Source organism: Heliobacterium mobile, assembly GCF_009720735.1.
GTDB lineage: Bacteria > Bacillota > Desulfitobacteriia > Heliobacteriales > Heliobacteriaceae > Heliobacterium > Heliobacterium mobile.
This window is the reverse complement of record NZ_WNKU01000066.1, coordinates 1-4,253: the sequence shown is the minus strand read 5'-3', so window position 1 is coordinate 4,253 and position 4,253 is coordinate 1. Positions and strand designations below refer to the sequence as shown.

Below are 4,253 nucleotides of genomic sequence, written 5' to 3'. Positions count from 1 at the left end.
GTCAACACCAAATATAAAGAAGTCCAGGGCCAACTGGACCAGCTGTTGGCCGAGCGCGAACAGCAAGAAAAACAAGCTAAAGAACAGCAAGGTAAATTTGAAGAACTCTACAAAACGACAGGCGATGAGTTAACCAAGGCCCAAGCTAGTTTCAAGACCGTAAATGGCCGGGTTGAACAATTAGAGTCTGTCATCAATGGCTTGTTGGAAGCCAAGCTAGAAGGCATTCCCAAGGACTTTCACGACCTCGTTCCTAACAACCTAACTCCAGAAGCCAAGTTGGAATGGTTGGCGGCAGCTGAAAAGAAAGGGTTATTTGGCTCAAAGCAAGAACAGCCTGTCGGTCAGGCAACAAACCCAACACAAGCTCAAACCACAGACCTTAATCAGTTAAGCTCCATTCAGCTTCTCAAAATGGGCTATGCCCAGCGAGCGTAATTCCTAAATGGGGTGCGCTTTTCTTTTCCTCAATACAGCACATAGGGAGGATTATTTACTTTGGCACTTACAATGACTGAAGCCGCCAAGTTATCAACGGATATCCTGCAAAAAGGCGTTATTCAAACGTTTGCTCGTTCTTCTCCGATTCTGGAACTGTTGCCGTTCATGGAGATTTCGGGGAACTCCTACAAATACAATCAGGAACAGACGTTGCCGGGCATCGCCTTCCGTTCGGTCAACGAAGGTTATGTGGAATCCGCCGGTGTCGTCAATCAGCTTTCGGAAGGGTTGTATATCCTCGGCGGTGACGTAGACATTGATAAATTCCTCGTTCAAACCCGTGGAAATGTCAACGACATCCGCTCTATCCACACTGATTTGAAAGCGAAAGCCCTGGCCTTAGAATTTACCCGAGCATTTTTCAAAGGCGATGCAGCTCAACCGGGGCAGTTTGATGGTCTGCAAAAGCGGCTGACCGGCTCCCAAATTATTGACAACGATGATAAAGCCTTTGATTCGGATAAGCTCGATGAACTCATTGATGCGGTGGAGGGAGAACCGGATATCCTTCTCTGTTCCAAGGCGATGCGGCGTGAAATTAAGAAAACCTTGAAAACCTCCACTCACTATATTGAAAGCGGCGAAGATTCCTTTGGTCGACAAGTGAGCACTTATGCAGGCATCCCGATTCGGATTATCGAGACGGATGGAGCAGGCCAGGAAATCCTCGGTTTCAATGAACTAGATAAAGCTGGTGCAGCCTCCGATACTGGCTCCATTTACGCGATCAAATTTGGCACCGAGCAGTACGTATCCGGCCTCCGCAACGGCGGCGTATCGGTGCGAGACCTCGGGGAAATCGACAGTAAGCCCGTATTCCGTACTCGGATTGAGTTCTATTGCGGTATGGCGGTGTTCCATCCTCGGGCAGCGGCACGGCTCCGATATATCAAAAAGTCCTAATCATAGTTGACGTGGCGGAACAACTGCCACGTCTCACTCTTTTTAAGGAGGGCATACCTTGGCGAAATATCGGATTAAAACCCCCAACGTAATTTACAACGGCGTGACCGAAGGTGTACTTTTTCAAAACGGCGAAGCCATTGTTGAGGAAGAGCGATTGAAAAATCTTCTTGTAAATGACTATGGCTATACGGTTGAGGAAATCAAGGAAGAAACCGCTGAAGATAAGAAGCCAAAAACAGCCGTGAAGTAGGTGTGCAAGTGGTTGACCTAAACCGAGCCAACACCTATTTTGCCAACCATGTGCTTCATAACGAGGAATGGTTGATTACGGACGATCTCACTCGTCAAAGGGCTTTACTCAGCGCAGAAACCCAGCTTTACCGGGTATTTCGAAACTATCAGCCCGAAAAAAGGCATCTTCCCGAGGAAGCGGTCTTTGAACAGGCTCTTTGGTTGCTACGAATGGATGAATCGGTTCGCAAGTCTGAACAAGGCGTGAAAGCCGTGTCGGTTAGCGGACTGAGTATCACTATGGAGGGGATACGACGGATTTCCCCGGAAGTCATCGCCATCCTTGGGCGTCGAGTGGGGAGGTACACCGATTGATCCCGTTAAAACAATGGATCACGCGAAGCACCAGCGACACCATGGATGCGTGGGGGATTATGTTACCTGGTTCTAAGAAAACCTTCCCCTGTCGCATTGAGGAAAGGTTCACGCTCGTCAAAGATTCTCAGGGCAAGGAAGTGGTTTCGACCGCCGAGATTCTGCTTCGAGGACTCGTAAAAATCGGCTTCAATGATGTTATAGAGTGGACCGATGAAAACGGTGTGTCGTATTCCCGACAGCCCTTATCCGTATCCGTCCTTCGAGACGTTGGCGGAAAACCTGTGTTTACGAAGGTGGTTGTGTAATGGCTAAAATTACGATCAATGCCAAAGATGTACTTCAAAAGCTGGTGAAGGCGGAAACTGAATCGGGCAAAGCGGTGGTTCAAGCGGTCAACGATTGTGCCGATGATTTACTTCGTGTTTCATCAGAAATTGCTCCCCACGATAAAGGGATCCTTGAAAAGTCCTATGCTCAGGAAGTGAACACAAATCGAGATCAAGTGACGGTAAATGTCCAATATGCCGTCCGTGAAGGGAACTTCAACTACGCCGTTCAAATGCATGAGGGTGAATACCGATTAGGCCCTGGTTCTATCGCTAAACCGGGAACAGAGGGGATGTCTGGAACTCACTACAATGTGGGCAATAAGTTCTTGACCCGGCCGTTAGAGGGTGAAGCCGACACATATCGAAAACACATCCGTCAGGTGTTACGCCAGGTGATACAAAAGGATGGCCAGTAACATGAAAGTCATGGATTTAATTCAGTACCTTCGCAGTGGGATGGAGGCCGTATACTTCGCTAATCGGTTTCCTCCGACCGGTCCCGATGATTGTGTTGTCGTTACGATTTTTGGCGGAGGGCCACCGGATCGGAACATTCGACGGCCTTCGTTTCAAGTGATGGTCCGAAGTAAACATCCCGCCCAAGCGGAACAAAAAGCCCTTGAGTTCCTGGATATGCTGCATCAAAAGCGAGGATTTCAAATCGGCTCCGAACAGGTGATTCTATGTAACGCCCAAAACTCGGCTCCCCTCTATGCGGGAACCGACGAAAACGGGCGTTCTTTTTATTCGGTCAACTTTTCAATCTTACTGGAGGTGGAGTAATTGGCAAAACTCGCGGGTGTCGATGTTTTGTTGTATGTGCAAACCGGGGGAACCGACGATACCCCCACCTATACCGTTCTCGGCGGACAATCAGGAGCCACATTAAACCGTGCTACCCACGTGGTAGACGTAACCTCCAAAGACGCCAACGGCTGGGCCGAAAACGTCGCCGGGGTCAACTCATGGACTTTGGAATGTAACGGCTTTCTGATTGCCGATGACACGGCCACGGTTTATTTGGAACAGTCTTGGTTGAACCGGGCCATGATTAAGTCAGAAATTCGGTTTCCCTCCGGTCGAAAGTACACCGGACACTGCATTATCAGCGATTTCCCCTATGAGTTTCCGCAGGATGGGGCTGCAACCTATAAGTTGTCTCTCACCGGAACGGGAGCCTTGATCCTTATGAACGAAATAACACCGTAAACATGGAGGGATAACGCAAAATGGCAAATAAGCATAAGGCTCTTGTTGAAATCACGTTGGACAAGCCCAGGAAACTTCGCTATGACTTAAATGCGCTGGCCGAGTTGGAAGATAAATTAGGTGTATCGCTGCAGGAGCTTGATCAATTGGCGATGGGTGTCAAACAGCTTCGGGTATTTTTGTGGGCGGGATTAGTTCACGAAGATCCCGATTTATCGGAGATTGATGTCGGGGCTTTTGTCGACTTGGAAAACCTCAGGGAAGTGAACCAAAAAATCACGGAAGCATTTCAGTTGGCCACGGGAAAAAACTAACCGACGACCCCGAAGGAACGCCGGTTACGACAAGAACGGATTTTTGGCAAGAGGTGAAGGAGACCGCCTTCGGGGTCCTGCAACTCCGCCCTACGGAGATGTGGGGATTGACGTTGATGGAATTAATCGAAATGGCAGAAGCACAGAGCAAAGAAACGGTAACGCACTATGAAATTGCGTATCGACGGACGGCTTGGTTGGCCGCAAACCTCATGAACGCAGCGGGTACACTCAAGCAACCCGTTACGGTGGACTTATTGTTGGGAATAGACAGCACCGAGGACGCCCGGACCATAAACGAAGAAGAACGGACAAAAGCGTTTCGTGATTTGGTAGAAAAGTTCAATCAGTGATGCCCGAAAGGGGGTGAGTTCCTGTCCGTATT

Annotated in this window: 9 protein-coding genes and 1 pseudogene; all 10 read left to right on the top strand. The window is 49.0% G+C overall.

Annotation, left to right across the window (positions count from 1 at the left end; translation table 11 throughout):
* Positions 1-438 (top strand): annotated as a pseudogene (locus GJ688_RS20360) (anaerobic ribonucleoside-triphosphate reductase); the annotation flags it as partial.
* 60 nt (positions 439-498) lie between these two features.
* Entirely contained in the window at positions 499-1,404 is a 906-nt protein-coding gene (locus GJ688_RS19325; RefSeq protein WP_155478133.1) for a major capsid protein, read from the top strand.
* A 58-nt stretch (positions 1,405-1,462) separates the two neighbouring features.
* Complete coding sequence (locus GJ688_RS19320) at positions 1,463-1,657, top strand: hypothetical protein (protein ID WP_155478132.1); 195 nt, start codon at positions 1,463-1,465, stop codon at positions 1,655-1,657.
* Positions 1,658-1,665: 8 nt separating this feature from the next.
* Positions 1,666-2,013: a hypothetical protein gene (locus GJ688_RS19315; protein WP_155478131.1), complete on the top strand. Its 348-nt coding sequence runs from the start codon at positions 1,666-1,668 to the stop codon at positions 2,011-2,013.
* Positions 2,010-2,321, top strand: a complete 312-nt coding sequence (locus GJ688_RS19310; RefSeq protein ID WP_155478130.1) for a hypothetical protein — start codon at positions 2,010-2,012, stop codon at positions 2,319-2,321. The genes GJ688_RS19315 and GJ688_RS19310 overlap by 4 nt, the downstream gene beginning before the upstream one ends.
* Entirely contained in the window at positions 2,321-2,761 is a 441-nt protein-coding gene (locus GJ688_RS19305) for a hypothetical protein (protein WP_155478129.1), read from the top strand. The genes GJ688_RS19310 and GJ688_RS19305 overlap by 1 nt, the downstream gene beginning before the upstream one ends.
* Position 2,762: 1 nt before the next feature.
* Positions 2,763-3,128 carry a minor capsid protein gene (locus GJ688_RS19300; protein ID WP_170292169.1) on the top strand — a complete coding sequence of 122 codons (366 nt, stop codon included), beginning with the start codon at positions 2,763-2,765 and terminating at the stop codon, positions 3,126-3,128.
* On the top strand, positions 3,129-3,554 hold the full coding sequence (locus tag GJ688_RS19295; RefSeq protein ID WP_155478127.1) for a phage tail tube protein: 426 nt from the start codon (positions 3,129-3,131) through the stop codon (positions 3,552-3,554).
* 20 nt (positions 3,555-3,574) lie between these two features.
* Complete coding sequence (locus GJ688_RS19290; protein WP_155478126.1) at positions 3,575-3,868, top strand: hypothetical protein; 294 nt, start codon at positions 3,575-3,577, stop codon at positions 3,866-3,868.
* 107 nt (positions 3,869-3,975) lie between these two features.
* Positions 3,976-4,221 carry a hypothetical protein gene (locus GJ688_RS19285; RefSeq protein WP_235911132.1) on the top strand — a complete coding sequence of 82 codons (246 nt, stop codon included), beginning with the start codon at positions 3,976-3,978 and terminating at the stop codon, positions 4,219-4,221.
* Positions 4,222-4,253 lie beyond the last annotated feature (32 nt).